Annotated in this window: 20 protein-coding genes; 10 read left to right on the top strand and 10 right to left on the bottom strand. The window is 73.1% G+C overall.

Features of this window, described 5'->3' with window-relative positions:
• The first annotated feature begins 332 nt into the window (after positions 1–332).
• Together ABB07_RS32360 and ptsP are read left to right on the top strand one after the other, a co-directional pair.
• Entirely contained in the window at positions 333–782 is a 450-nt protein-coding gene (locus tag ABB07_RS32360; protein ID WP_208902037.1) for a PTS sugar transporter subunit IIA, read from the top strand.
• Between the two features lie 79 nt (positions 783–861).
• Positions 862–2,532, top strand: a complete 1,671-nt coding sequence (gene ptsP / locus ABB07_RS32355) for a phosphoenolpyruvate--protein phosphotransferase (RefSeq protein ID WP_208902036.1) — start codon at positions 862–864, stop codon at positions 2,530–2,532.
• Between the two features lie 118 nt (positions 2,533–2,650).
• Here ptsP and ABB07_RS32350 read toward each other — a convergent pair whose 3' ends face one another.
• Complete coding sequence (locus ABB07_RS32350; RefSeq protein ID WP_208902035.1) at positions 2,651–3,544, bottom strand: hypothetical protein; 894 nt, start codon at positions 3,542–3,544, stop codon at positions 2,651–2,653.
• A 24-nt stretch (positions 3,545–3,568) separates the two neighbouring features.
• Positions 3,569–4,774, bottom strand: coding sequence for an MFS transporter (locus ABB07_RS32345; protein ID WP_208902034.1), 1,206 nt, complete (start codon positions 4,772–4,774; stop codon positions 3,569–3,571).
• 120 nt (positions 4,775–4,894) lie between these two features.
• On the opposite strand from ABB07_RS32345, the gene ABB07_RS32340 reads away from it, so the two are divergent.
• Positions 4,895–6,214, top strand: a complete 1,320-nt coding sequence (locus ABB07_RS32340) for an aminotransferase class I/II-fold pyridoxal phosphate-dependent enzyme (RefSeq protein ID WP_208902033.1) — start codon at positions 4,895–4,897, stop codon at positions 6,212–6,214.
• A gap of 16 nt (positions 6,215–6,230) precedes the next feature.
• Here ABB07_RS32340 and ABB07_RS32335 read toward each other — a convergent pair whose 3' ends face one another.
• Positions 6,231–8,207: an acetoacetate--CoA ligase gene (locus ABB07_RS32335; protein ID WP_208902032.1), complete on the bottom strand. Its 1,977-nt coding sequence runs from the start codon at positions 8,205–8,207 to the stop codon at positions 6,231–6,233.
• A 215-nt stretch (positions 8,208–8,422) separates the two neighbouring features.
• Between ABB07_RS32335 and ABB07_RS32330 the strand changes: the two genes are divergently transcribed.
• Positions 8,423–10,783, top strand: a complete 2,361-nt coding sequence (locus tag ABB07_RS32330; protein ID WP_208902031.1) for a glycoside hydrolase family 31 protein — start codon at positions 8,423–8,425, stop codon at positions 10,781–10,783.
• Between the two features lie 10 nt (positions 10,784–10,793).
• Here the strand turns inward: ABB07_RS32330 and ABB07_RS32325 are convergent, their stop codons facing one another.
• Together ABB07_RS32325 and ABB07_RS32320 are read right to left on the bottom strand one after the other, a co-directional pair.
• A complete protein-coding gene (locus ABB07_RS32325; RefSeq protein ID WP_208902030.1) occupies positions 10,794–11,330 on the bottom strand; it encodes an NUDIX domain-containing protein in 537 nt (178 codons plus the stop codon).
• A gap of 46 nt (positions 11,331–11,376) precedes the next feature.
• Positions 11,377–12,186 carry a M15 family metallopeptidase gene (locus ABB07_RS32320; protein WP_208902029.1) on the bottom strand — a complete coding sequence of 270 codons (810 nt, stop codon included), beginning with the start codon at positions 12,184–12,186 and terminating at the stop codon, positions 11,377–11,379.
• A gap of 92 nt (positions 12,187–12,278) precedes the next feature.
• Here ABB07_RS32320 and ABB07_RS32315 point away from each other — a divergent pair, with 92 nt between their 5' ends.
• The 5 genes from ABB07_RS32315 to glpK all read left to right on the top strand — a co-directional run bounded on the left by ABB07_RS32315 (position 12,279) and on the right by glpK (position 18,497).
• A complete protein-coding gene (locus ABB07_RS32315) occupies positions 12,279–12,704 on the top strand; it encodes a Zn-ribbon domain-containing OB-fold protein (RefSeq protein WP_208903703.1) in 426 nt (141 codons plus the stop codon).
• Positions 12,701–13,891, top strand: a complete 1,191-nt coding sequence (locus tag ABB07_RS32310; RefSeq protein WP_208902028.1) for a lipid-transfer protein — start codon at positions 12,701–12,703, stop codon at positions 13,889–13,891. Before ABB07_RS32315 ends, ABB07_RS32310 begins: the two co-directional genes overlap by 4 nt.
• Before the next feature lie 131 nt (positions 13,892–14,022).
• Complete coding sequence (locus ABB07_RS32305) at positions 14,023–15,684, top strand: GGDEF domain-containing protein (RefSeq protein WP_208903702.1); 1,662 nt, start codon at positions 14,023–14,025, stop codon at positions 15,682–15,684.
• A 381-nt stretch (positions 15,685–16,065) separates the two neighbouring features.
• Positions 16,066–16,815 carry an MIP/aquaporin family protein gene (locus ABB07_RS32300; RefSeq protein ID WP_208902027.1) on the top strand — a complete coding sequence of 250 codons (750 nt, stop codon included), beginning with the start codon at positions 16,066–16,068 and terminating at the stop codon, positions 16,813–16,815.
• A gap of 158 nt (positions 16,816–16,973) precedes the next feature.
• Positions 16,974–18,497: a glycerol kinase GlpK gene (gene glpK, locus ABB07_RS32295; RefSeq protein ID WP_208902026.1), complete on the top strand. Its 1,524-nt coding sequence runs from the start codon at positions 16,974–16,976 to the stop codon at positions 18,495–18,497.
• Positions 18,498–18,581: 84 nt separating this feature from the next.
• Here glpK and ABB07_RS32290 read toward each other — a convergent pair whose 3' ends face one another.
• The 4 genes from ABB07_RS32290 to ABB07_RS32275 are packed head-to-tail and all read right to left on the bottom strand — an operon-like array spanning position 18,582 to position 22,955.
• Positions 18,582–19,187, bottom strand: coding sequence for a GTP-binding protein (locus ABB07_RS32290; RefSeq protein WP_208902025.1), 606 nt, complete (start codon positions 19,185–19,187; stop codon positions 18,582–18,584).
• Positions 19,188–19,227: 40 nt separating this feature from the next.
• On the bottom strand, positions 19,228–19,623 hold the full coding sequence (locus ABB07_RS32285; protein WP_208902024.1) for a DUF742 domain-containing protein: 396 nt from the start codon (positions 19,621–19,623) through the stop codon (positions 19,228–19,230).
• Positions 19,624–19,632: 9 nt separating this feature from the next.
• The gene (locus ABB07_RS32280; protein ID WP_055708105.1) at positions 19,633–20,067 is read right to left on the bottom strand and encodes a roadblock/LC7 domain-containing protein; all 435 of its coding nucleotides are present in this window, start codon (positions 20,065–20,067) and stop codon (positions 19,633–19,635) included.
• Positions 20,064–22,955 (bottom strand): nitrate- and nitrite sensing domain-containing protein, encoded by a 2,892-nt coding sequence (locus tag ABB07_RS32275; protein ID WP_208902023.1) that lies wholly within the window; start codon positions 22,953–22,955, stop codon positions 20,064–20,066. The genes ABB07_RS32280 and ABB07_RS32275 overlap by 4 nt, the downstream gene beginning before the upstream one ends.
• A 416-nt stretch (positions 22,956–23,371) precedes the next feature.
• Between ABB07_RS32275 and ABB07_RS32270 the strand changes: the two genes are divergently transcribed.
• The gene (locus ABB07_RS32270; protein WP_208902022.1) at positions 23,372–23,902 is read left to right on the top strand and encodes a hypothetical protein; all 531 of its coding nucleotides are present in this window, start codon (positions 23,372–23,374) and stop codon (positions 23,900–23,902) included.
• Positions 23,903–23,942: 40 nt separating this feature from the next.
• Here ABB07_RS32270 and ABB07_RS41095 read toward each other — a convergent pair.
• The coding region (locus ABB07_RS41095; RefSeq protein WP_482269127.1) for a coiled-coil domain-containing protein at positions 23,943–26,985 on the bottom strand (3,043 nt) is incomplete at its 5' end.

Raw genomic sequence — 26,985 nt, 5'->3', positions numbered from 1 at the left:
ACTTCCCTTCGGCGTTTCAAACTCTACCAGGGTTTTTCCGGCTCTCTGACCACCCCTCTGCGGACATGCAGAAGCGGATCCAGAGATAGGATCTGACGAGTTTGGGTTCTGCTGCGACCATCTGAGGGCGCTCTCGCGGCCTCCGCCCCAAGCAGGAGTACGACTGTACACGGAGCTTCGAAGGCCGTGCAAATCCACGGGGTTGGTGGTCTAGACCACTAGCTGGTAGCTTCCATACGGAACCGCCACTTCATCTGACATACGCTGCTGCCACGCCGTCCGGGACAGGCAGTGACGGCCCGTAAGCAGCTCCACTCCTTGGGAGGCTTCCCATGACCACCGTGACGTCCCCTCTCGCTGGACGCGCCATCGGACTGGCCGAAGTGCCGGATCCGGTCTTCTCCGGGGCCATGGTCGGCCCGGGCACCGCGATCGACCCCGTGCGTGAGCCCTCCGAGGCCGTGGCGCCCGTGGACGGTGTCATCGTCTCCCTGCACCCGCACGCCTTCGTGGTGGTGGACGACAGTGGGCACGGCGTGCTCACCCACCTCGGCATCGACACCGTGCAGCTCAACGGTGAGGGTTTCGAGCTGCTCGTCAACAAGGGCGACACCGTGACGCGTGGCCAGGCCATCGTGCGCTGGAACCCTTCCGCGGTCGAGGCCGCCGGCAAGTCGCCGGTCTGCCCCGTCGTCGCTCTCGAAGCCACGGCCGAGTCCCTCTCCGACGTCCGTGACAGCGGAGACGTGAAGGCCGGCGACAGCCTCTTCGCCTGGAACTGACGGCAGTGCCGTCATCGGACGGCGATCAGGACAACCACCGCGGCGGCGGGACCCGCCGCATCTATCGGAGACGGGTGAGATGGAGACAACGCTGCGAGGCGTCGGCGTGAGCCATGGCGTGGCCATCGGCGAGGTACGGCACATGGGTACGGCGGTGCTGGAGCCGCCGGCCAAGCAGATCCCCGCGGAGGAGGCCGAGCGTGAGCAGGGGCGGGCGCGCCAGGCCGTGGACGCGGTGGCCGCCGATCTGATGGCGCGCGGGAACCTGGCGGGGGGCGAGGCCCAGGCCGTGCTCGAGGCGCAGGCCATGATGGCCCAGGACCCCGAGCTGATGGCGGACGTGGACCGGCGGATCGCCGTCGGTAGCACGGCCGAGCGTGCGGTGTACGACGCGTTCGCGGCGTACCGGGAGCTGCTGGCCGGTGCGGGTGAGTACCTCGCCGGTCGCGTGGCCGACCTCGATGACGTGCGGAATCGTATCGTCGCCCGGCTGCTGGGCGTTCCGATGCCGGGTGTCCCGGACAGCGACCAGCCCTATGTACTCGTGGCGCGGGACCTGGCTCCGGCGGACACCGCGCTGCTGGATCCCTCGCTGGTGCTCGGTTTCGTGACCGAGGAGGGCGGGCCGACCAGCCACAGCGCGATCCTGGCGCGGGCGCTGGGCGTGCCGGCGGTCGTGGCACTGCCGGGTGCCGGTGAGCTGGCCGAGGGCACGGTGATCGCCGTGGACGGCAGCACCGGCGACATCTTCGTGAACCCGAGCGAGGAGCGGAAGGCTCAGCTGGAGGCCGCGGCCGCCGAGCGCAAGGCCGCATTGGCCGCCTCGACCGGGCCGGGTGCGACGGCGGACGGGCACAAGGTGCCGCTGCTGGCCAATGTGGGCGGTCCGGCGGACGTGCCGGCCGCGGTGGAGGCCGGGGCCGAGGGTGTCGGTCTGTTCCGTACCGAGTTCCTGTTCCTGGACGACAGCAAGAACGCTCCTTCCGAGGCGAAGCAGGTGGAGGCCTACCGGCAGGTGCTGGAGGCGTTCCCCGAGGGCCGTGTGGTGGTGCGGGTGCTGGACGCGGGTGCGGACAAACCGCTGGACTTCCTGACTCCGGCCGACGAGCCGAACCCCGCGCTGGGCGTGCGGGGTCTGCGGACGCTGCTCGACCATCCCGAGGTCCTGCGCACGCAGCTGACCGCGCTGGCCAAGGCGGCCGAGGGGCTGCCTGTCTACCTCGAGGTCATGGCACCCATGGTGGCCGACCGTGCGGACGCGAGGGCGTTCGCGGACGCCTGCCGTGCGGCTGGGCTGCAGGCGAAGTTCGGCGCGATGGTGGAGATCCCGTCGGCCGCGCTGCGGGCGCGTTCGATCCTGCAGGAGGTCGAGTTCCTGTCGCTGGGGACCAATGACCTCGCGCAGTACACGTTCGCTGCCGACCGGCAGGTGGGTGCGGTGTCCCGGCTGCAGGACCCGTGGCAGCCGGCGCTGCTGGACCTGGTGGCGCTGTCCGCGGAGGCGGCCAAGGCCGAGGGCAAGAGCTGTGGGGTGTGCGGCGAGGCCGCGTCCGACCCGCTGCTGGCCTGTGTGCTGACCGGTCTGGGTGTCACCTCCTTGTCCATGGGTGCGGCGTCGATTCCTTATGTCCGGGCGACGCTCGCGAAGTACACGCTGGCGCAGTGCGAGCGGGCCGCGGCCGCCGCGCGGGCCTCGGACAGCGCCGAGGAGGCGCGCGGCGCGGCTCAGGCGGTGCTGTCCGGCGAGTAGCCGACCGGCCGGCACGGTGTGTGGTGCCGGGTGCAGGGGCGTCCCGCCTTCGGGTGGGGCGCCCCTGGTGCGTTCGCCGTGTCCTCGGCCCGGTCAGCGCCTCCGGGCGCCGGTGGCGTCAGTGCGGGTGGCCGGGGGCCGCGTCCTCATCGCCGAGGTCGGGGGGCTCGGAGTAGTCGACACCGGATTCCGGGGAGATGAGGTCGCCGGATTCGATGTCGGTGCAGTAGGCGTCGAACACTTCGGAGGCGGTGAGTGCTTCGAGGCCGCCGCCGCGCAGTCGCCATCCGTACACGCGGTCGGCCGTGTCCGGGGCGCTGGTGCGCAGGACGAGTCCGCCGGGGCTGCGGGTGGCGAGGCCGAGGGCGAGGACGCTGGTGAATTCCAGGACCTCGGCCTCGTCCAGGTGAATGCCGCCGTCGCTGTCCTGGTCGTTGTGCAGCACGGAGACGAGGGTGTCCGGTGGTCCGGAGACGCTGCACACGAGGTGCCGGTCGCCGGGTGGTGCGGTGTCGAGGATGCGGACCAGGAGTTCGGAGGCACGGGTGAAGGCGGCCCTGCCGATGTCCTCGCCGCAGGTGGGGCAGGGTCCGAGGCGGGACAGCAGCGTGGTGGCGTACTCCCAGGTCGCCTGGCGTACGGCTTCGTCGACGAGGGCGGGTACGAGGGTGGCGAGGGGTTGGCCGTCGTAGGGGATGGTGGGGCCGGTGGCGGCGAGTTCCGCGGTGAAGCGGGTCCGGCTGGTCGGGGCTTCCGGGTCGAGGCCGGCTTCCGCGCAGTAGGCGGCGTAGTCGTCGGGGTCGAACAGGGCGAGTGTGGTGTGGGTGCCCTGCGCGGCGCGGGCTTTGAGGACGGCCTCGACCTGCTTCAGGTAGGTCGCGTGGTCGTCGAAGGTGAAGCTGCGGTACCGTCGCATGGCGCGGAAGTCGTGTTCGTCGGTGAGCAGGCCGATGGTGCCGGCGATCTCACGGCGCAGGACGCGTCGCATGGTCTGGTGGTCGGTGTGCGCCATGTTTCCCCCAAAGTGCGCAGTCGATCAGTGCTCACTCACCGTAACCGGCGGCACTGACAACGGGCTTCGCCGGAGGCGGTCGCGCACGAGTCGATGTTGAAGTGCGCAGGTCGCGGCGATCGTGGCGCCGAAGACGGTCCAGCCGAGGGGCCCGGTGGCGATGGCGGCGGTGACGGCGAGCGGGCCGATGCTGCGCTGGCCGGCCTGGGCGAGGCCGTGCACGCCGAGGTAGACGCCCTGCGCGGTGTCCGGGGCGAGGGTCAGGGAGAGTTCCCAGGACACGACGGCGTGCAGCATCTCGGCCAGGGTGAAGAGGGCGGCGGCCGCGGTGAGCAGGCAGACGGCCTCAATAGTGCTGCCGGTGGCGGACAGGGTCATGGTGACGCCGCCGGCGGCGGCGGAGGCGGACAGGGGGACGAGCAGTCGCCGGGCTGCCGCTGTGGTGGTGCCGTACCGCGCGAGCGGGACCTGGCAGGCGACGACCATCACGTTGTTGAGGACGAGCAGCAGGGGTGCGAGGCCGTGCGGTACGCCCTCGGTGTGCGCGATCCACAGGGGCAGGCCGACCTGGAAGACGGAGTCGTCGAGGAAGAGGACCAGGTCGGTCGCCACGTATCCGAGGTAGGTGCGGTCGCGCCAGGGATTGGCCGGCTTCGCGTCGCGCGGTGTGGCGCCGGAGGCGGCGACGCGGCTGCTGGACGGGGGTTCCGCGCAGGTGAGGGTGAGGAGCGCGATCGTCAGGAAGGAGAGTGCGTCGCCGGTGAGGAGCCAGCGGTAGGCGGTGGTGGTGCCGAGGGTGAGGGCGGCAGCGGCGGCGAGGCCGCCCAGGGCCCAGCCCGCGTTGGAGCAGGTGCGGTTGACGGCCTGGTAGCGGACGCGGTCGGGTCCGGCGATGCGGGCGGCGTACAGCTTGGTCAGGACGCTCGAGGCGCGGTCGCCGAGGCTGCCGACGGCCGAGATCGCGAGCAGCGGGAGGTAGTGGTCGGTGGTGAGCAGGCCGAAGGACGCGAGTGCGCGCAGGAGGTGGAGCGCGATCAGGATCCGGGTGAGGGGGAAGCGGTCGGCGATGCGTCCGCCGAGGGGTGCGCCCGCGATGCCGACGGCGCCGGAGACGGCGGCGAGGGTGCCGACCTGGGCGACGGAGAGGCCGGATACGTAGGTGAAGTACAGGACGGAGGCGGATGCCCACAGGCCGCTGCCGATGCGGTCGATGAAGGTGATGAGGAGCATCCGGCGTCCGTCGCGGCCTCCTGGTATGCGTGCGGGCCGGACGGCGGCCTCGGGCTTGGCGTGCACTGGTCCCCCATGAGCGACTTGTCTGAAGTTATGTACCGATACATAATGTGTAACGTGGCAACACAATATGAGATCACTGGTACGACGGCCAAGGGAGTTTCCGCATCCGTCGAACGCGGCGTGTCGGAGGGCGCGTTGGCACCGGGGGTTGCGCTGCCTCCCGTGCGGCGGCTCGCGGACGAACTGGGGGTGAGTCCGGGCACGGTCGCCGCGGCGTACAAGGAGCTGCGGCGGCGGGGCATCGTCGTCACGCGCGGGCGGGGCGGCACGGTGGTCGCACCGGCTCCCGCGGTCGCGTCACGGCGGCCGCCCAGGGTGCCCGAAGGGCTGCGGGACCTGGCCGGCGGGCATCCCGACCCGGCGCTGCTGCCCGCCCTGCTGCCGCCGTCACGCCTCTCCCCAGGCGCCCGCTCCCACCGCTCCACGCCCCGGCTGGCGCGGCTCGAGGAGGCGGTGCGCGCCTGGCTGGGCGCGGAGGGCGTACCGGTGGAGCACGTGACGTTCGCGCACGGGGCGCTGGACCTGCTCGGCCGGGTGCTGTCGGTCGAGTTGCGTCCCGGGGACGGCGTGGCGGTGGAGGACCCGGGTTATCACCACCTGCTGGATCTGGTCGCGGCGCTGGGGCTGCGCACCGTCCCGGTCGCGGTGGACGACGAGGGGATCCGCCCTGAGGCGCTGCGCGGAGCGCTCGGCGCCGGGGTGCGCGCGGTGGTGTTCAGTCCACGGGCGCAGAATCCGTACGGCGGACACTTCTCCGCTGCCCGTCGCGAGGCGCTGGCCGAGGTGCTGCGAGACGCGCCCGATGTGCTGGTGGTGGAGAACGACCACGCCTCCGAGGTGGCCGGCGCCGCCCTGCACACGGTGACGGGTGCCGGACTGGCCCGCTGGGTGCATGTGCGGACCGTGAGCAAGTTCCTCGGGACCGATCTGCGCTGGGCGGCCGTGGCCTGTGATCCGGTCACGCTGGCCCGGCACGACGGCCGGCTGCTGCTGACCTCGGGCTGGGTCAGTCATCTGCTGCAGGAGACCGCGCACGGCCTCCTGACGGACGCGGGCACGCGCGCGTTGGTGGCACGCGCGCGTGAGACGTACGCGCGGCGACGCACCGCGCTGGCCGGCGAGCTGGCCGCACGGGGTGTCGCCGCGCACGCGGCGAGCGGGATGAACGTGTGGGTGCCCGTGCGTGACGAGTCGGCGGTGGTGAACGGGCTGCGGTCGTACGGCTGGTGGGTCGCGGCCGGGGCGCGGTTCCGCCTGGCAGCCGGGCCGGGGGTGCGGATCACCGCCGCCGGCCTCGAGCCGGGCGATGCCGCGCGGCTGGCCTCGGACTTCGCCGCCGTGCTGGGCGAGTCCGAGGCCACCTACGGAGGGTGATGCCCGCGCCGCGCGGTCAGCCGCGCTTGCGGGCGAGTTGCTCGTAGAAGCCGAGCAGGGAGAGGTTGTCGATGGAGCCGGGGTTGACCGCCTTCTCCAGGGGGGTGCCCTGGAGAAGGCGCTTGACGGGTACCTCGATGCGCTTGCCGGTGAGGGTGTGCGGGATGCCGGGCACTTCGATGATCTCGTCGGGTACGTGACGCGGCGAGAGCTGCTCGCGGATGGTCTGCTTGACGCGGCCCAGGAGTGCCTCGTCGAGGACGGCGCCCGGCGCCAGGTGCACGAACAGCGGCATCCAGTAGCCGCCGTCGGGCTGCTCGACGCCGATGACGAGGGACTCCCTGATCTCGGGCAGGCGCTCGACGACCTCGTAGATGTCGGCCGAGCCCATGCGCACGCCCTGCCGGTTGAGGGTGGAGTCGGAGCGGCCGTGGATGATCACGGTGCCGCGTGAGGTGACGGTGATCCAGTCGCCGTGCCGCCAGACGCCGGGGTAGGTGTCGAAGTAGCTGTCGTGGTAGCGGCTGCCGTCGGGGTCGTTCCAGAAGCGGATCGGCATGGAGGGCATGGGGTTGGTGACGACCAGCTCGCCGACCTCGTCGATGACGGGCTTGCCGCTCGGGTCCCAGGCCTGCAGGTCGGTGCCGAGACCCGGTGCCTGCAGTTCACCGGTGTACACCGGCAGGGTCGGGACGCCGCCGGCGAAGCAGGAGCACACGTCGGTGCCGCCGCTGACGGAGGCGATCCACAGGTCGGCCCCGCTCTCGGCGAACTCGTCGTGCAGCCAGCGGAAGCCGTCGGGCGGCAGCGGGGAGCCGGTGGTGGCGACGCACTTCACCGCCGACAGGTCGTGGTCGCGCGCGGGGTGGACGCCGGCCTTGCGGCAGGCCATGACGTAGGCGGCGGAGGTGCCGTACAGGGTGGCACCGGTGCGTTCGGCGACCCGCCACTGGGCGCCCGTGTCCGGATAGCCGGGGCTGCCGTCGTACAGGACGATCGTCGTGCCGGTGAGCAGGCCGGAGACGAGGAAGTTCCACATCATCCAGCCGGTCGAGGTGTACCAGAAGAAACGGTCCTCGGGGCCGAGGTCGCAGTGCAGGCCGAGCTGCTTGAGGTGCTCGACCAGGATGCCGCCCTGGGACTGGACGATGGCCTTGGGCAGGCCGGTGGTGCCGGACGAGTAGAGCACCCACAGCGGGTGGTCGAACGGGACCGGCTCGAAGACGGGCTCGGCCGCCCCCGCCGTCAGCGCCGACCACTCCAGCGCCCCCTCGGGGGCCTGGGTGCCGAGCAGCGGGATGTGGACGAGGGCACGCACGGTGGGCAGCTCACGGCGCAGTTCCGCGATGATCTCCCGGCGGTCGTGCTCCTTGCCGCCGTAGCGGTAGCCGTCGACGGCGAACAGGACGACGGGTTCCACCTGCTGGAAGCGGTCCAGGACGCTGCGGGCGCCGAAGTCGGGGGCGCAGGAGGTCCAGACGGCGCCGACGGCGGCCGTGGCGAGGAGCGCGACGACGGCCTGGGGGATGTTGGGCAGGTAGCCGCTGACGCGGTCGCCGGGGCGGACGCCGAGGGCGCGGAGCTCGGCGGCGAGGGAGCCGACCTGGCGGCGCAGCTCGGACCAGGTCACCGGGCGCGGTTCATGGGTCTCGTCGACGTACAGGAGGGCGGGCTCGTCCGGGCGGTCGGCCGCGGCGCGCAGGGCGTGCTCGGCGTAGTTGACGGTGGCGCCGGGGAACCACTGGGCGCCGGGCATGGCGCGGTCGCCGAGTACGCGCGCGTAGGGCGTCGAGAAACGGACGTCGAACCACTCGGTGACGGATTCCCAGAAGGTGTCCAGCTGGTCCACGGACCACTGGTGCAGGGCGGGGTAGCCGCCTTCGGCCGGGGCGCCGTGGTGTGCGGCTGTCCATGCCTGGAACTGGGTGATGCGTGCCTGGGCGATCCGCTCGGGATCGGGCTGCCAGAGCGGCTGGGGGTTCGCGGTCGTCATGGGGGCGGCTCCCGGGCTGTGCGCTTCGTGTGCGTCGGTCCGCGCACGGGCTGGGGTGTGCGCGTGACGCGGCTGACAGGGACGATGCCATGTGATCGACTTCTGCACCAGGGTGTGCCCCACACGGTCGGTGTCGTGAAGATGTGGTCCCGGCACGGGTGAACGGCAGTTGAACGACACGCGCGCGTGGGGCGCTCGGTGGCAGGGTGAGCAGCATGGACGGTCGTGACCTGGTGCGTTCGGTGAGTGTGATCGGTTCGGGGAGGGCGGCACAGGGGTTGCGTACCGTGCGGGCCGCGTGGCGCAGGAGGCGGATCGACGCGGCCGGGCTGCCGCCGCGGGGGGCCGAGCGGGCGCGGGTGCCGGGGCAGGTGACGGGCGTGGCGCCGGGTCCGGGGGGCGGGGTCATCCGGTTCAGCCGGTCCGAGCTGCGGATCACCGTGGCGGTGAACGGGGCGGTGTTCTGGGGGTGGGACGGGGCCGGTCCGCAGCCGTCGTACGCGCTCGCGGGGAGCTGCCCGGAGCCGGATCCGCGCGTGCTGCTGGAGCCGGACAAGGACGGTGGCTGGCGGGTGGTCGCCGAGCGGGTGACCGTCACCGTCTCGCGGCACGGCGCGGTGGAGGTGTGCACGCCGGGCGGCGTGACCCTGCGACGGGATCTGCCGCCGCGCTGGTGGGAACCGGTCGGCGGGGGCGCGGCGCGCTGGATGCAGCGGTCGGAGGTGGCGGCGGACGCCCGCTTCTTCGGTCTGGGCGGCCGGGCGTCGGGGCCCCGGCTGCGGGACGGCACGTACCGGCTGTGGAACACCGATCCCGGCCGGGCCTTCGGCCCCGGCGACGATCCGCTGTACGTGACCATGCCGGTGCAGCTCGTGGTGGCCGACGCCGGCACTCATCTGGTCTTCCACGACACCACCTGGGACGGCACGGTCGTGCTGCGCGAGGGTGAGGAGGGCGCCGGGTCCGGGCACGACCGGGCGGGGCGCTGCGAACTCCGGATGGACGGCGGGCCGCTGCGCTGCTGGGTGATGGTGGGTGCCCCCGCGCGCGTGCTGCACACCTGGGCCTCGCTGACCGGTGCGCCCGCGCTGCCGCCCGCGTGGGCGCTCGGCCACCAGCACGCGCGGTGGGGCTTCGGCAGCGAGCAGGAGGTGCGCCGGGTCGTCGCCGGCTACCAGGAGCGCGATCTGCCGTTGGACGCCGTGCACCTGGACATCGACCACTACGACGACCACCAGGTGTTCACCGTCGACCAGGAGCGGTTCCCGAAGCTGCCGCAGCTCGCCGACGAGCTGCGCCGGGACGGGATCCGGCTGGTGTCGATCGTCGACCCGGCCGTGAAGGCGGCGCCGGGCAACGCGGTGTACGACAGCGGTACGGCCGTGGACGCGTTCGTGCGGGACGCCTCCGGGCGGACGGTGCACGGTGTGGTGTGGGCCGGGGAGTCGGTCTTCCCGGACTTCACGCACGCGCGCGTGCGCTCGTGGTGGGGCGGGCTGTACGAGGAGCGGCTGGGGCAGGGCTTCGCGGGGTTCTGGCACGACATGAACGAGCCGACGTCGTTCAGCGCCTTCGGGGAGCGGACCCTGCCGCGTTCGGCCCGGCACGCCCTGGAGGGGCGCGGGGGCGACCACCGGGAAGCGCACAACGTGTACGCGCTCTGCATGGCCCGGGCGGGCTACGAGGGGCTGCGCGAGCTGTCGCCCGGCGAACGGCCCTTCCTGTTCTCCCGGTCGGGCTGGGCGGGGATGCAGCGGTACGGGGGCACCTGGTCCGGAGACGTGGCGACGGGCTGGCCGGGGCTGCGGGCGTCGCTGTCGCTGGTGCTGGGGCTCGGGCTGTGCGGGCTGCCGTACTCGGGGCCGGACGTGGGCGGTTTCGACGGCAGTCCGTCGCCGGAGCTGTATCTGAGGTGGTTCCAGCTCGGCGCGTACCTGCCGCTGTTCCGCACCCACGCGAGCCTGCGGGCGGGGCGCCGGGAACCCTGGGAGTTCGGCGCCGAGGTGCTGGAGCACGCGCGCGTGGCGCTGCACGAACGGCGGCGGCTGGTGCCGTACTTCGTGACGCTGGCGCATCTGGCGCGGCGCACCGGCGCGCCCTATGTGCGGCCGCTGTGGTGGGGGGCGCCGGAGGACCGGGCGCTGCGCGACTGCGAGGACACGTTTCTACTCGGGGACGCCCTGCTGGTGGCCCCGGTGCTGGATCCGGGTGCCGACCGGCGGGCGGTGCAGCTGCCGCGGGGCCGCTGGTACGACACCGTGACGGAGCAGTCGTACGAGGGCCCGGCGCAGGTGCTCGTCGACGCGCCGCTGTCGCGGATACCGGTGTTCGCGCGCGCGGGTGCGGTCATTCCGGTGCGCGGCGCGGGCGGCGGCGTCGAGCTGGAGGTGTGGGCACCCGCGCGTGGCCGGACGGGCGGCGGTCTGGTGGTGCCGGACGCCGGCGACGGGTGGGACGAGCCGGAGATCGAACGCTACGTCGCCCGGCGGCAGGGCGGTCAGGTGGTGGTCACCCGGGAGCGGGAGGACGGTTCCGCCGAGCCGCCCCACCCGGTGCGGGTGCGGGGGCTCGGCTGAGCCGGGCCGGTCAGATGTACCGGCCCTCGAACCAGGCCCGTACGGCCACGGTGTGCAGCGGGAAGGCGAGTTCCTCCGGCCTGCGCAGCAGCTGCCAGCCCTCGGTCTCGTCCGTGGGGTCGGCGGGCGGGAGTCCTTCCACCGGGCGTTCCGGCAGCAGTCCGAACAGCAGGAGGTGACCGTCGGGCGAGCTCATGGCGTCCACGAGCCGCACGTCCCGGGCGGCCGCGTCGATGCCCGTCTCCTCCTTGAGCTCGCGTACCACGGCCTGCTTCCAGTCCTCCCGGTCGTCGATGTAGCCGCCGGGCAGTGCCATGCCCCCGCGCGCGGGGGCGACGGTCCGCGTGATGACGACCAGGGCGGTGCCCTTGGTGTCGTACACGGGCTGGAGCGCGATCGCCACCGGCAGCGGATTGCGGTAGGCGACGGTCCCGCAGGTCGGGCAGGTGCGCGGCCAGCCGGAAACGCCCTCTCCATAGGGCGCTCCGCAACTCGAACAATGCGAGTCCGGTGCGGAGTTGGCAGTTGAGTGCTGAGTTTCGGACACGCGCGGACTGTATCCGATCAGAGGAGCGACATCTTCCGGAGGTCGCTCAGTGGCCGCAGACGAGCGACTTCGAGGACACCGGGAAGTCGAAATACGTGTCCGGGTAGGGCTCGGGCTTGTACGTGTAGTGCCACCACTCCTCGGCGAGGTTCACGAAGCCGACGCTTTCCATGGTGCTCTTGAGCAGCAGGCGGTTGGCGCGCTGCTCGCCCTGGACGCGCGGGTCGAGCGTGTGCGCGAGGGTGTCGAAGCAGTCGAATCCGGTGCCCATGTCGACGGAGTTGTCGGGGAAACGCTCGGCCTTGGGCGCGAAGCAGGGCACGAGTGGCTGCCCGGGGTGGTAGGGCCGGGTCGGCCGCGCGGGGAGCTTCACGATCGTGAGGTCCATGGTCGAGCCGCGGCTGTGGCCGGATTTCTCGGCGATGTAACCGTCCGCGAACAGGCGGGTCTTGTCGACGTTCGGGTAGAACTCGCCCTTCATCGACTGGTCGTCGAGGTCCTCGGCCCAGCGGACGAAGTGGTTCACGGCCCGCTGTGGCCGGTAGCAGTCGTACACCTTGAGGGTGTAGCCCTCGCGCAGCAGGGTGAGCTGCGCCTTGTGGAGGGCTTCGGCCGCGGGACGGGTGAGGATGCACATCGGCTGCTCGTAGCCGTCGATGCGCTCGCCCACGAAGTTGTGCGGGGTGAAGTAGCGCATCTCCTGGATGATCGTCGGATCCACGGTTCTCAGGGCCACGAAGTCCTTCGGGGCCCTGGGGTCCGTTGTCGCCCCGGCGGTGGCGGGGACGGTGGTCACGGCCAGCAGGGCGGCGAAGGCGGTGACGAGCGCGCGGACTGCAGCGGTGAGTCGTGTCATGTCTCCTGCACTGCCCAATTCCGGATGCCCGTGACACACTTCTGACACCCCGTCAGGTATCAGGAGGGCCAATGTCCCGGACACGCATGCCTGTGGTCGACGGCTGGTTCGCCGGCGCGGCGGACGACTTCCGGCTCCTCGGCACCCGGTGCGCGGCATGCGCCTCGGTGTTCTTTCCCCGCGAGGACACCCACTGCCGCAATCCCCGGTGTTGCGGCGGCGACCTCGAGGAGGTGCCGCTGTCGCGCCGCGGGCGCGTCTGGTCGTACACGGACAGCCGATACCGTCCGCCGTCACCCTATGTGAGCAATCCGGAACTTCCGTGGGTGCCGTACGCGTTGATCGCGGTGGAGCTGGAGGCCGAGCGGATCGTGGTGCTGGGACAGGCGGCTCCCGGGGTCACCGTCGCCGACCTGACGGTGGGCATGGAGGTGGAGGTCGTCCCCGGAGTGCTCCACGAGGACGCGGAGACGACCCGGACGACCTGGCACTGGCGGCCGACGGGGGTGAGGGCGTGACGATGGACGTGGCGGTGCTGGGCGCGGGCATGCACCCATGGGGCAAGTGGGGCCGCTCCTTCGTGGAGTACGGGACGGCGGCGGCCCGCGCGGCGCTCGCGGACGCCGGAGTCGACTGGGCGGAGATCGGCTCGGTGGTGGGGGCCGACACGGTGCGTGGCGGGTATCCCGGGTATGTGGCGGGAGCGACCTTCGCCAAGGCCCTCGGCTGGCAGGGGGCCAGGGTCGCCAGTGTGTACGCGGCGTGCGCCTCGGGGGCGCAGGCGATCGCGGCGGCCCGGGCACAGATACTCGCCGGGCTCGCGGACGTCGTCCTCGTGGTGGGGGCGGACGCGGCGCCCAAGGGGTTCTTCCGGCCGGCGGGCGGCGACCGGCCGGACGATCCGGACTGGCTGCGCTTCCGGGTCCTGGGCGCGACCAATCCGACGTACTTCGGGCTGTACGCGCGGCGGCGGATGGCGGTGCACGGCGACACACCGGAGGACTTCGCCCTGGTCAAGGTGAAGAACGCCGCCATGGGCGCGCTCAACCCGTACGCCCGCTACCGCAAGCGGGTCACCGCCGAGGAGGTCGCCGCGTCCGCGGTGGTCGCCGATCCGCTGCGGCTGCTCGACATCTGCGCCACCTCCGACGGCGGGGCGGCCCTGGTGCTCTCCAGCATGGAGTTCGCGCGCCGGCACGGGGTGGCGCGGCCCGTGCGGATCCGGGCGGTGTCGACGGTGACCCCGCGCTTCCCGAACACGGTGCTGGACCTGCCGGACATCGCCACGGACTCCACCGTCGCGGTGGGCGCGCCCGATCAGACCTTCCGGGCCTCCATCGCCGGCGCCGCCTACGAGGAGGCCGGCGTCGGCCCCGGCGACCTGTCCCTGGCCGAGGTCTACGACCTGTCCACCGCACTGGAGCTGCAGTGGTACGAGGACCTGGGGCTGTGCGGCGAGGGCGAGGGGGCGAAGCTCCTGCGGGAGGGCGCGACGGCCCCGGGCGGCCGCATACCCGTCAACCCCAGTGGCGGTCTCGCCTCGTTCGGGGAGGCGGTGCCGGCCCAGGCCATCGCCCAGGTCTGCGAGCTGACCTGGCAGTTGAGAGGCGCGGCGGGCGAGCGGCAGATCGCCGGGGCGCGCGTGGGCATCTCCGCCAACCAGGGACTCTTCGGGCACGGGTCGTCGGTGATCGCCGTGAGGTGACGCCGTCGCAGGGGGGCGTGTGACAGCAGAGGCCACAGAGGTTTTCCACGCTGTGTGATCAGCCCGGAATCCTGCGTGAACGTCTCATGAACTGGGCCTGGGCGCACCCGGGCAGCGCCATCATGCTCCACGTGCACTCCTGGACGGACACTCTCCGCTTCGCCTTCCAGCCGGTGGTCAACCTGAGGACGGGCGCGGTCACCGCACTGGAGACGCTCGCCCGCCCGGAGACCGGTGACATCCTGGCCGAAGCCCGCCGAGACCCCGAACTCGACGGACGGCTCACGGTGTTGGCGCTCCGTGCCGCGACACACAAGGAAACCCTGCTGCCGCTGCATCTGAATGTGTTCGCGGCCACCCTCGCCGACCTCGGCGGCCTGTCCCCGCTGCACGACGCCGTTCGCGCGGCCGGGCGCCTGCCCTGGGAGGTGACGCTGGACGTGGTCCCGCCCTACACACACGTGCCGCAGCGCGCCCTGCTGGAGGCGGTGGCCGCGCTGCGCGAGCAGGGCTTCCGGATCAGCGCGGACGGCATCGGCGACGGCGACGTACCGCTCCGGCTGCTCACCGACCTCTCCCCCGACCTCGTCAAACTCGACGCCTCGCTGCTCGCCCGGCCGGCCGCGGTGCGCGCGGTGCGGACGCTGTGCGAGGAGCTGGGGGCCCTGGTGGCGGTGGAGGGCGTGGAGACCGAGCTGCAGTACGGGGTGGCGCTGTCGGCCGGGGCGCAGCTGGGCCAGGGCGAGCTGTTCGCGCCGCCGGCCCGGATCCCCGCGGCGGACGTATACGTTCCGCCCCGCTCCCCCGGCGCCATCGGTGTGCCCCGGTCCGGGCCGTCGGTGCGGGAGTTCGTGCGCCCCGCCGCCGTCCTGCCGGTGACCGCCTCGGCGGGGCAGGTGCGGGCGCTGCTGACCGGATCGCCGGACGTGTCCGGGGTGCTGCTGGTGGACCAGGCCGGCCGGCCCGTGCGCTCGGTGCACCGCTCACGCTTCCTGCTGTCGATGTCCGGCCGCTACGGGCACGCCCTGTACGCCGACCGGCCGGCCTTCAAGCTGGGGGACGCGCCGCGCACGGTCGGCGTGGACGCCACCGCCTGGGAGGTGCTGGACGTCGTCGCGGTCGGTGGCCGGGACCGGACCTCCGACGATGTCGCGGTGGTCGACCGGCACGGCCGGTGCGTGGGCGTCGTACGGCTCGCGGATCTGGTGCGGGCGCTGGCCGAGAGCCGGGTCGAGGAGGCCGCCGGGCTCAACCCACTGACCCGGCTGCCCGGTTCGGACGCGATCACCAGCGAGGTGGACCGGTGGATCGCGGACGGCCGGTCCTTCGCCCTCAGCTGGCTGGACATCGACCACTTCAAGCAGGTCAACGACGGTGCCGGCTTCGCCGCGGGCGACGAGCTGATCCGGTCGGTGGGGCGGGTCCTGCAGCAGGCGGCCTCCGGGCACGCGCGCGTGGGGCACATCGGCGGCGACGACTTCCTGGTGCTGGCCGAGGAGCAGGCGCTCGACCCGCTGGTCGCGGCCGTGCTCGACGCGCGCTGGTCGGCGGGAGACCGGCCGGTCACGCTCTCCCTCGCGACCGTGGTGTGCGCGCCGGGGAGCGTGGGTGACCACCGTCAGGCCGCCGCCCAGCTCGCTCCGCTGAAGCAGGCGGCCAAGGCGCTGCGGGGCGCGAGCTGGGTGCTGGGACGGGCCGGGCTGCCCGGCCATGAGGTCCGGCGCGGCACGGCGCCGGCGCAGGCGCAGGCGCCGGCGCAGGCCGGGTATGCAACCGTCGAGCCGGGTCGGTGAATGTCCTTGCCGGCTGCGTCCGTCGGGTCCCGGCAGCGGTGACCTGGGCGTCGAGCGCGTCGGCGGCACCGTCGCCGACGCGCCGCGGGGCCGGCCGCCGTCACCGTCGCCGTCGGCAACCTTGACGCCCCCGGGGCGCCGGTGAACACTTCCCGGTGTCGGCCGCCATCGCCGTACATTCTCGGCGTTATCAGGCACTGCGCCAGGGATCTGTCCTGTTCCACGGCTCGTTCCTCCCTGGCGATACGGCTGCGACGGCATGCTCGTCACGGATGCCGGGCGGGGCGCAGGGCTTCCTGCCTACGGCTGACGTCGCCAAGGGAACGTTCCTGCACGGACGGCCGGGGCTGACCGCCCCCAACCGGCGCCAAGGGAGCCGCCATGAGCAACGGAGACATTTTCGTCGGCGAAGTGATCGGCACCGCGATCCTGATCCTCTTCGGTGCCGGTGTCTGCGCCGCCGTCACCCTCAGATACTCCAAGGCGCGGGCCTCGGGCTGGGTCGTCATCGCGTTCGGCTGGGGCTTCGGCGTCCTCGCGGGCGCGTACACCGCCGCTCCGCTCTCGGGCGGCCAGCTCAACCCCGCGGTCACCATCGGCATCGCCATCGACACCGGCAAGTGGGGCAAGGTCTGGGTGTATCTGCTGGGCCAGCTCGTCGGCGCGATGCTCGGGGCCGTACTGGCCTACCTGGTGTACCTCGCCCAGTTCCAGGCCAACGTCCGCAAGAGTGGCACGACGGAGGGCACGGCCGACGAACCGGTGCCGACGCTCGGGATCTTCTCGACGATTCCGGAGATAAGGAACCCGGTCGCCAACCTCATCACCGAGATCATCGCGACCGTCTCGCTCGTGCTGCCGATCCTCGCCTTCGGGCTGACCAAGGGACTCGGCGAGTCCGGCACCACGGTGCTGATCGTGTCCCTGCTCGTCGTCGGCATCGGGCTCTCCCTCGGCGGGCCCACCGGCTATGCCATCAACCCGGCCCGCGACCTCGGGCCGCGGATCGTGCACACCTTCCTGCCCATCCCCAACAAGGGCACGTCCGACTGGGGTTACGCCTGGATCCCGGTCGTCGGGCCCCTGATCGGCGGGGCACTCGCCGGCGCGATCTACAACGCGGCCTTCTGATCCCCGTACCTCACCCGCGAATCCGTACGTCGCCCCGCCCCCGCTCCTTCGAGCCCGCACGCCCACTCGCGGCGCCGCACGCCGCCCTCCCACCCCGCACGCGCCCCACGACCAGCGACCCGCCCCAGCGACCCGACCCAGCGACCCAGGGGACTGCCATGACGGACACCGCCGACACCTACGTCGCCGCCATCGACCAGGGCACCACGTCCAGCCGCTGCATCGTCTTCGACCACAGCGGCGCCATCGTCGCCGTCGACCAGCGCGAACACCGCCAGATCTTCCCGAAACCGGGGTGGGTGGAGCACGACGCGACCGAGATCTGGTCCAAGGTGCAGGCCGTGGTGGCCGGGGCGCTCGCCAAGGCCGGGCTGCGTGCCGACCAGCTGAGCGCGCTCGGCATCACCAACCAGCGGGAGACCACCGTCCTGTGGGACCGCGCCACGGGCAAGCCGGTGCACAACGCCATCGTCTGGCAGGACACCCGTACCGCCGCCCTGTGCAACGAACTCGGCGGCGCGGACGGCCAGGACCGCTTCCGTGAGCAGACCGGGCTGCCGCTGGCCAGCTACTTCTCCGGGCCCAAGGCGGCCTGGCTGCTGGATCATGTGCCCGGCCTGAGGGAGCGGGCCGAACACGGTGAGATCGCCTTCGGGACGATCGACTCCTGGCTGATCTGGAACCTCACCGGCGGCGCCGAGGGCGGACGGCACGTCACCGACGTCACGAACGCCGGCCGCACCATGCTGATGAACCTGGAGACGCTCCAGTGGGATCCCGCCATCCTGTCCGCCATGAACGTGCCCGAGGCGGTGCTGCCCGAGATCAGGTCCTCCGCCGAGGTGTACGGCACGGCGGTCGGGCAGCTCGCCGGGGTGCCGGTGGCCTCCGCGCTGGGCGACCAGCAGGCCGCCGTCTTCGGGCAGGCCTGCTACGACGTGGGCACCGCGAAGAACACCTACGGCACGGGCAGCTTCCTGCTGCTGAACACCGGCGACCGGCCGGTGCCGTCCAAGAGCGGGCTGCTGACGACGATGGGCTACAAGATCGGCGGGGAGGCGCCGGTGTACTGCCTGGAGGGGTCCATAGCGATAACGGGCGCGCTGGTCCAGTGGTTCCGCGACCAGCTCGGCATCATCCGCACCGCCGACGAGATCGAGACGCTGGCGGCGAGCGTCGAGGACAACGGCGGCGCCTACATCGTGCCCGCGTTCTCAGGCCTGTTCGCGCCCTACTGGCGCTCCGACGCGCGCGGTGTCGTCACCGGCCTCACCCGGTACGTCACGAAGGCGCATCTCGCGCGCGCGGTACTGGAGGCGACGAGCTGGCAGACCCGGGAGGTCGTGGACGCCATGTACCAGGACTCCGGGGTGCGGATCACCACCCTGAAGGTCGACGGCGGCATGACGAAGAACAACCTGCTCATGCAGCATCAGGCGGACGTCCTCGGCGTTCCGGTCATCCGGCCCCGGGTGTCGGAGACGACCTGCCTGGGGGCCGCCTACGCGGCCGGTCTCGCGACCGGCGTGTGGAACGACCTGGACGAGCTGAAGTCGCACTGGCAGCGGGACGCGGAGTGGACGCCGGCGATGGAGCCGTCGGTGCGCGACCGCGAGTACCGCAACTGGCGCAAGGCCGTGGAGAAGAGCTTCGGCTGGCTGGAGGAAGAGGACGGCGCGTAACGGCGCGCCGCACGCGCGCGTGAGGGGTCCTCACGGACCACGGCCCGTACCCCGGTCGGCGGGGGTACGGGCCGTGCCCGTGGGTCAGCCGAGGGCGGCCTGTGGGCGGTCGGCCGCGTACTCCATGGCATGCCGGACGACTCCGATGAGCACCTCCTTGACCGATTCCCGCTCCCGCGCGTCACAGAGCAGGACGGGTACGCCGTCGTCCAGGTCGAGGGCCTGCCGGACCACCTCGGCCGGGTAACGGGACGCTCCCTCGAAGCAGTTGACGCCGACGAGGAAGGGGATGGCGCGCCGCTCGAAATAGTCCACGGCGGCGAAGCAGTCCTCGAGGCGCCGTGTGTCGGCCAGCACGACGGCGCCGAGCGCACCCTCGGACAGCTCGTCCCACATGAACCAGAACCGTTCCTGCCCGGGCGTGCCGAAGAGGTACAGGACCAGGTCCTCGCGCAGGGTGATGCGGCCGAAGTCCATGGCCACGGTGGTGGTGTGCTTGCCCTCCACACCGCTGGTGTCGTCGACCGGGCGGCCGGCCTCGCTGAGCAGTTCCTCGGTGCGCAGCGGCCTGATCTCGCTGACCGCGCCGACGAGGGTCGTCTTGCCCACGCCGAAGCCGCCGGCCACCAGGATCTTGAGCGTGACGGGCTCGACCGGGGGCTTGCCGCGCTCAGAACGCCCGAGGATCATCGGTTTCTTCTCCTGCTTCAGGGGATCTTGCCGGACGGGGTCACAGCGCCCGCAGGCCGTTGATCACGTCCCGCAGAATGCTCTCGTCCGGCAGCTCGGCCGGGGGCACCGGGCGTGTGACATGGACCAGTTCCGCGTGCACGAGGTCGCCGATCAGGACCCGCACCACGCCGGTCGGCAGGTCGAGCTCGGCGGCGAGTTCGGCGACCGACTGCGGTGCGTGACGGCACAGCCCGACGATCTGCACGTGCTCCGGCGCCAGCGTCGGATCCGTCTCCGGGTCGCCGGCGCCGGGTTCCGTGACGACCACCGCGATCAGATCGAGCCGGTGCTGGGCCGGACTCGTGGTACGGCCGCGTGTCATGGCGTACGGACGGACGACCGGTCCGGCCTCGTCGTCGAACCAGTGGTTTCTTCCCTGACCGTCTGCGCTCATGCCATCCCACTACCCGCCTGCGGGCAGATCGGTGCGCGGGACGGTGCCCAGATGCACGCCGACCCGCTTGACCAGGAGCGTCATCTCGTAGGCGACCTGTCCGACGTCGGAGTCGGCGTCGGACAGGACGGCGAGGCAGCTGCCGTCCCCGGCGGCGGTGACGAACAGGAAGGCGTCGTCCAGTTCGACCACCGTCTGCCGGACGCCGCCCGCGTCGAAGTGGCGGCCCACGCCCTTGGCGAGGCTGTGGAAGCCGGACGCGACGGCGGCGAGATGCTCGCTGTCCTCCCGGGTCAGGTCCTTGGACACCCCCGTGGGGAGCCCGTCGCCGGACAGGACGACGGCCTTGCGGATGCTGGAGACCCGGTCGACCAGATCGTCCAGGAGCCAGTTCAGCTGCCCCTTGTCGGTCGCCGTGTGGCCGGTCGCCTTCGGTGCGGTCATCGACCGTCCCCCTTAGTCGTTCCTTGTGCTGTGCCGTTGTGGTCCGTGTCGCCGCCGGCGTTCTCCTCGCGGCCCCGCTGCCAGCCGCGCTGCAGCGAGGCCATCCGGCTGCGGACCTCGTCGGCGTCGCGGTCGGCGGGCTGCGCCGCGCGCTCGGCGCGCCGCACGGTGTCCTGCTTGAGCTGGGGAGCCAGGCTGGCCTGCCGTACGCGCCGGGGCAGGGCCCCTCCGGACGGCTCGCCGTCCGATGTGCCGGCCGGCTGTGCGGCCGTGGGGCCGCCGGAACCGCCGGGGCCGCCGGGGCCGCCGGGGCCGCCGGGGTCGCCGGGACGGGACTGCCCGGGGGCGCGCTCGACCGTACCGGACCGGCCCGTGGTGCCGGTGGCATCGGCCGCGGGCTCGGGCGGCCGGGTCCGCCTGGGCAGGGCGGGGAGGCCGGGCGTCGTGCCGGTGCCGTCGGTGGGAGCCGTGTCGCGTTGGCGGCCTCGGTCGGTGTCTTCGGCGGCGCGCCGTGAAGCAGTGGTGCGCCTGCGGGAGGGCAGCGGGGCCAGTCCGCCCGTCTCGGGGCGGCGGGGGGCGACCGGCGGCTGCTGGTCCGGTTCGTCGCGGCGGGGGCGCTGGTCGGTGACGGGCCTGCCGTGCGAGCTGACCAGCTTGGGAGTCTGCCGGCGCGGCAGCGGTACGGGCCCGCGGTCGCCGGCCTCGTCGCGTGCCGCGCGGTCGGCGGACGGCGGCGCCTGGTCGTCGGTGCGGGAACGGCGGGGCCGGAACAGTCCGCCGCGCTCGCTGTGCTCGTCGCCCAGGACGCCGGGGAAGTCGTCGATGGCGTCGAGATCCACCGGCGCCTCCAGTTCGACCGGGCCGTCCAGCAGGGACGTCGGCAGGCCGGGCAGCTGGGGCGGCGCCGTGGACCGTCCGGCGCCGCGGCCCGCCTGCCCGAGCCCCTTCGCCGGGCGGTCCCGGTCGAGGCGGAAGCCGAGGCCGTTGGTGTCGGGTACGTCGTCGCTCAGCAGCGCGTCGGGGATGAAGACGACCGCGGTGGTACCGCCGTAGGGCGACGGCTGGAGCGAGACCCGGATGTTCTGGCGCTGGGCGAGGCGGCTGACCACGAACAGGCCGAGCCGGTCGGTGTCGGACAGTTCGAACTCGGGGGTCTCGGCGAGGCGCAGGTTGGCCTCCAGCAGTGCCTCGGCCGGCATGCCGAGACCCCGGTCGTGGATCTCCAGGGTGAAGCCGTTGGCGACCCGCTCACCGAGGACCTGGACGGCGGTGTGCGGGGGCGAGAAGACCGTGGCGTTCTCCAGGAGTTCGGCCGCGAGGTGGGTGAGGTCGGCGACGGCCGGGCCGGTGACGGCGACCCTGGGCAGCCGCCGTACCTCGATGCGTTCGTAGTCCTCGACCTCGGCGACGGCGGCGCGTACGACGTCCATCAGCTGGACCGGGCGGCGCCACTGCCGGGAGGGTGCGGCGCCGGAGAGGATCACCAGGCCCTCGGCGTGCCGGCGCATACGGGTGGTGAGGTGGTCCAGGCGGAAGAGGTCGGCGAGTTCCTCGGTGTCCTCGGTGCGGCGTTCCATGGTGTCGAGGAGGGTGAGCTGCTTGTGCAGCAGCACCTGGCTGCGACGGGCGAGGTTGACGAAGACCTCGGAGACGCCGGAGCGCAGTTCGGCCTGTTTGACGGCGGCCTCCACGGCGGCCCGCTGGAGGGTGTTGAGGGCCTGGCCCACCTCGCCGATCTCGTTCTTGTCGTACTCCAGGCGCGGCACCTCGGTCTCGACGTCGATCTGCTCGCCCACGGACAGGCGGCGCATCACGCTGGGCAGCCGTACGCCGGAGGCCTCGTGCGCCTCCAGGCGCAGCTGGCGCAGGTCGCGGACGAGGCCGCGGCCGATCCGGACCGACAGGATGACGGAGAGCACGAGCGCGACCAGACCGAGCAGGCCCGCGACGGCCGCCTGCAGGATGACGCCGACGGCCACCGGGCGGGCACGGCTCTGGAGGCGGTCGCCCACCTGGTCGTCGAGGGTGCCGAGTTGGTGGAGGACGTCGCCCGCCGCGGAGTCCCAGCTCTGGGCGGAGACGCCGCGAGGAGTGCCGGAGTCGGTGCGCAGGACGCTCTGTTCGGCGGTGCGCAGCGGGGCGGTGGTGGCGTTCTCCCAGAAGCCTTCGTAGCGGTCGCGCTCGTCGGCGGGCAGCAGCGGCAGGCTCACGTCGTACAGGACGGTGCGCTGGGCGACGAAGTCGGAGATGTGCCGCGTCTCGTCGCGGGTGAGGCGGCCGACGACGAGGGAGGAGCCCAGCAGGGCGTCCTCCCGGGAGAGCAGCTCGCGGGCGCGGCCGATGTCGACCAGCGCGCGGGCCTGCGCGTCCAGGCCGACGTCGTCGACGCCTTCGAGGGAGGCGAGCAGCGTGAAGCAGGGATCGACGAGGTGGTTGTAGCGGTCGAGGGCCTGGGCGCGGGTCACCGTGCGCTGCTCGACGCCGCGGCGCAGGGAGCCGAGGCCGTCGAAGGCGTCGAGGACGGCGGTGAGACGCGCGTTGTCCGCCGCGTCCAGGCCGTCGAAGACGTGATGGCCGCCGGCGTTCCTGCGGATCCCGGCGATCGCCCGGTCGGTGGCGGCGCGGGTGCGCTGCAGCGCGGAGAGCGCGTCGGCGGCTCTCGGATCGGCGAGGTAGACAAGGGCCTGGCGGCGCTCCTGCTGCAGTACGCGCACGGTGTCCTCGGCGGGGTAGCCGATGTCCTGCTTGACGTCCGACACCTGGAACAGCCGGGCAGCCTCGCGCCCGGTGAGGACCGTCGCGAAGCCCCAGACGGCGGTCAGGGACACCAGCGGCACGAGAAGCAGCGCCACGATCTTCCGGCGGATCGACTTCCCGCGAAAGCGCATGGCCTCCCCCAGCTCGACCCCCGCCGGCCGGGGGTGCACAGGTCCGTCAACAAACGGCGCGAGCCTACTACCGCCTCACAGTTAACTCGAAGACACGTCCGGAGGGCGAACTTCCGCTCCGGCGGCGAGAGATACCGAGTTGTCCGGGCATTGCGGGAGATTGCCACCGCGATCGGCTCCCCGCGCCCGGCCGGAGGGTGATCAGGTGACCGGGCGGTTGGCTGGAATTTTTCCCCGCTCGGGAATCTTCGGGCGCGGTCGTTCGTCCTTCTCCATGGGAAATGGGGGCGGAATGGGCCACAGGAGCCGCATCCTGCACCCGGGCGGCGTAAAACAGCGCAAGCCGGGCAGTCACTGGGGAGTCGGAGTCTTTGCGACGCCGGGGCGAGCGGTCTGCGGGTGGGGAGGACACGGTGATGGGCACGGCGGAGTGGCGCGTGGCGCCCGAGGAGAGCGTGGCGGGGCGCTCGGCGGCGCGGCGGGGCCGGGAGGCACCGGATCGCGACATTCCGGCGCGCCGGCGCGCCCGGGAGTCCGCCGGCGAACGGCAGCAGCCCTACCGGCCGTTGTGGGTGGAGGAGCCGGCCCGGCGGCACCCGCTGCCGGATCCGGTGCGTACGGCGGCGGTGCGGGCCCTCATCATCATCGCGGTGACGCTGATCCAGGCGATGGTGGCGTTCCTGTGCACGCTGGCCGGATCCTGGCTGGCCTTCCCCATGGTGATCAGCAGTGTGGTGAGCACGGTGGTGGCCACCTGGGCCGTGGTCGACGTGTGGGTGACCCGCCAGGTGTGGAACCAGCGGTACGGCGTGGTCTCCGAGCCGAGCAGCACGGCCCGCGCACTGCGCCGCGAGCGGCGGGCCCGCCGGCGTGCGGAGCGCGCGGCCCTGCGGGAGCAGGAACGGATACGCAGGCGGGGCGGCACCGGGCAGTTGTCGCACTCCTGAGGCGCCGGAGCCGCATGTCGGCACGGTCCGGCGCCCGAGGTCAGGGGGTGGCGGGCGCCGGGCGTTTGAACATGCGCGTCGCCGTGATCTCGCTGTGCACCGCCTCTCCGGCCTGAGGCTGCTGGGGCAGCCCCGGCCGGAGGTGCTCCTCCACGCTGATGTACTTCAGGCCGGCCCTGAGGTCGGCGTCGTTGCGCAGCCGGATGACCAGCGGGAACTCGGCCAGGGCGGTGGTGTCGAACAGGCCGGTGGTGTACAGCAGCTGCACACCGAGGGCGTCCGACACGGCCCGCTGCAGCTCCAGCAGGTAGGTGGCGTTGGCGCGGCCGATCGGGTTGTCCAGGAACAGCGTGCCCGCGTGCCGGTGCTTGTCCCGGCCCCGGTCGTTGCTCCGCAGCGCGGCCATCGTGCAGTACAGGGCGATCGCCGCGGTGAGCAGCTGGCCGCCGGAGAACACATCGCCCATCTGGCCGACGGGGACGCGCTCGGCGCGCAGTACGGCGTCGGGCTTGAGGATCTCGACGGCCACGCCCTTCGGCTGCAGCGCGGCCGCGACCCCGCGCAGCAGCAGCGACATCCCGTCCCGGCGCAGGTCGGAGTTCTTCTTCACGGCCGCGCGCGTGGCGTCGTCGATGACCTCCCCGAGGCGCTCGGTGAGCGTGGCCTGGTCGGGCTCCTCGAAGCGGATGCGCAGGAACTCCTGGCCGGACCACTCACCGAGCCCCTCGGGCAGCCTGGACAGCCGCTGCGCGGACCGCAGGGTCGCGAGGGCGGACTCCACCAGGCCACGCAGCCGGTCCACGATCGAGTCGCGGTTGCGCTCCAGCTGGGCCAGCTCGTCGGTGAGGACCCGCAGGCGGGGCGCGAAGGCGTCGGCCCACTTCTGCGCGTGCTCGGGCAGCGCGGACGCGGGCAGTTCGCGGATCTGCTGCCGGGCGGGGGTGCGGACCTGCTCGTAGCGCGTCGAGTTGGCGTGCCGGACGAGGACGTCGCTCGCCTCGCGCACGGCCGCCTCGGCGGCGGACAGGTCGGCGGCACAGCCCCGCAGCGAGCGGCGGGCCTCGGCGGCGGAGTGCCGGGCCTCCTCCAGGCTGCCGGGGTACGGCTCCGGCTCCTCCTGCTCCTCCTCGGGGGTGTGCTCGCGCAGCAGGTCGCGGAGCATCGCGGCGATCTCGTCGAAGCCGCCGGCCGCGTCCTCGGCGGCCCGGTGGGCCTCCAGCAGCTCGGCGTGCGCCTCGCGGGCCTCGGCCAGGGCCTCGGTGCGGGCGGCGAGTTCGCCCGTCGCGGTGCGCAGCAGCGCCTGGGCGTGCTCGGCGTCGCGGGGGACGAGTTCCTCGGGCAGCTCGGTGTGTGCCTCGCCGTCCTCCGGCGCGTGCCGTTCGGCCTCGCCGCGCAGCCGGCCCAGCTGCTCGCTCGCGCTGGACATGCGGGTCTCCAGGACTTGCACCAGCTCCTCCGCGCGGGCGGCGGCGGCCTGCCGGGACGGCCCGTCGGAACCGTCGGGCGACTGGAGAAGCTGCTCGGCGCGGGTGCGGACCTTGTTGCTGAGCCGGTCGAGTTCGGCGCGGGCGGCACTCTCGTCACTCTCCGCACGGGCCTGCTCGGCGCGCAGATCGGCGCCGACGCCGACCTTCTCGTACACCTGGGAGGCCGCCCGGTAGGCCTCGCGGAGGGCGGGCAGGGACGCCTTGGGGGCGTCGGCGTCCTCGACCGGTACGTCGTCGGGGGCGCCGGCGATCTCGGAGCGCTCGGCGCGCAGGGCCCGTGCGGTGCGGCGGGCGTCGTCGGCGGCGCGCTGGGCGGCGCGGCGGTCCTCGTCGGCGGCGCGGGCGCGCTCCAGGCAGGCCTGGGCCCGGGCCTCGGACTCGGCGGCCTCGTCGGCGAGTTCCCGCAGTTTCACCTGCCAGCCGGCGCGCTCGCGGAGCCGGTACGCGAGGCCGGCGAGGGCGTCGGCGGCGCGGCGGGCCTTCTGCGCGGCCTCCTGCCGCTCGTCGCGGACCTGGGCGGCCTCGGCGGCGGCCTCGTCGGCCTCCGCGCGCGCCGTGCGGGCCTCGGCCAGTTCGGCCTCGGCCTCCTCGGCGAACGCGCGGGTCTCCTGGGCGGCCTGGCACAGTTCGGTGAGGCGCCCGGCGGGGCAGCCGGTGCGCCAGGAGGCGAGCCGGGCGGCCAGTTCGCGGTCCTTGCCGAGGCGCGCGGCGAGCGCGCGGATCTCCTCGTCGCGCTCGGTGGCCCGGGCGCGCAGTGCCTGCCGTTCCTCGTCGGCGGCGTGCTCGTCGTGCATGGCCGGGTTCGGCGGCACGAGGAAGACGTCCCCCGCGGCGGCGCTGTCGGCGGGCGGCGGGGCGAGCAGGGCGGCGGCGGTGCCGACGGCGACGGCGGAGCGGGGCAGCAGGGCCGCGTCGCCGAGCGCCTCGCGGGCACGCGCGTGCGTGCCGGGGTCGGTGATGATCACGCCGTCGACCAGCTCCGGGCGGGCGGCGAGCACACGCGCGTGGTCGGCGGGATCGACGGCCTGGGCGAGATAGCGCCAGCCGGGCAGCGCCGGGATGCCGTGCTCGCCGAGGAACTCCACCGTGGCCAGGACGTCCGGGCCCGGCGGCAGCAGTCCGCCGTCGCCGAGCGCGCCGAGGATCCGGGAGTCGTCGGCGGCGGCGGTGCGCAGCTCGAAGAGGTGCCGTTCGGCGGTCGAGACGGCGTCGTCGAGGAGTTCGCGCAACTCGTCGGCGAAGCGGTCGAGTTCCTCGGGGGTGAGAGGGCCTTCGGCGAGCGGGCGAGAGGTGTCGTGCGCGCCGGGTCCCGTCGGCTGTGCGGCGCCGTCACGCCCGCTCGCCGGACCGTGCGGCCCCCCGTCGGCGCCCGCCTGGCCCCGGGCGCCCCTCGCGTCGTCGGCCCCGGAGCGGGGCCCTGGCACTCCGGGCTGCGCGGCCGCGGGCGCACCCGGCAGGCTGAGCAGTTCGGCGAGCCGCTCCTCGGCGGCCAGGGCCTCGGCGAGGCGCCGCTCGGCCTCGTAGGACCGCTCGGCCGCCGTCGCGGCGTCCGCCGCGCGCGCGGCGGTCAGTTCCGCGCGGGACTCGGCGGAGGCC

Source organism: Streptomyces incarnatus, from assembly GCF_001027185.1.
In the GTDB taxonomy this organism is placed as follows: Bacteria; Actinomycetota; Actinomycetes; order Streptomycetales; family Streptomycetaceae; genus Streptomyces; species Streptomyces puniciscabiei.
The sequence above is the reverse complement of the archived record's forward strand: the minus strand, read 5'-3'. Positions and strand labels throughout refer to the sequence as shown.